The sequence below is a fragment of the Noviherbaspirillum sp. ST9 genome (assembly GCF_048799745.1).
Taxonomy (GTDB): domain Bacteria; phylum Pseudomonadota; class Gammaproteobacteria; order Burkholderiales; family Burkholderiaceae_D; genus Noviherbaspirillum.
Genome location: NZ_JBLWFR010000055.1, coordinates 1 through 826 on the forward strand (window position 1 = coordinate 1; position 826 = coordinate 826).

1 protein-coding gene is annotated in these 826 nt (G+C 45.3%); it reads left to right on the forward strand.

The annotated features are described in order from the left end of the window. Nucleotides 1-826, forward strand: an 826-nt coding sequence (locus ACNOHI_RS24695) for a DEAD/DEAH box helicase (RefSeq protein WP_420477378.1), incomplete at both ends; no start/stop codon positions are given.

An 826-nucleotide genomic window follows, 5' to 3' on the forward strand; every position in this document is an offset into this window, starting at 1 on the left:
TTGGCAAAACGCTTCAGGTAATTGGTCTGCTTGCTCTCGAAAAGCATGCCAACCGTGGTCCAAACCTGGTTGTATGTCCAGCAACATTACTGGAAAACTGGCGACGTGAAATACAAAGATTTGCAGAATTCATCAGAGTTAACATTCATGCAGGGAACCAACGTACAGGACGTGCCTCTGCTTTTGCAGAGTATGATACAGTCATTGCATCTTACGAGACCGCTGTAAGAGACATCGTTCTTCTTTCATCAATGAAATGGAACGCTGTCATTCTGGATGAAGCACAGAATATCAAAAACCCTGAAGCGCAGCGGACGCTGACTGCAAAATCCCTTGACCGTTCAATCTCAATAGCAGTAACGGGGACACCTGTCGAAAACCGTCTTACCGATCTATGGTCGATTGCTGATTTTGTGCTACCAGGGCTTCTTGGTGACCGTCAGACTTTTGAATCGAGTTTTGACAACAATGAAGCTGATGCATCTATTCTTGCACCAGTTGTTGCGCCCATACTATTGCGACGCAGAGTATTAGATGTTGCTAAAGACCTGCCGCCGCGGCTCGATATAGATCAGGCACTGGAAGTATCACCTGAAATGGCGGAGGAATATGAGCGTATCCGAAACGAGGTCATAGCGGAATACGGCAGACATGGTTCACTGGTTGCCATTGGAAAACTGAGACAGTTCTGTGCTCATCCCCGTGTACTTGGATTGATGGGTAATATGCCTCTGGAAAGCAATCCGAAATACATGCGGTTACTCGAAATTCTCGATGAAATATTTGCTCTTAACGAAAAAGTGCTCATTTTTACAAGTTATCTTGA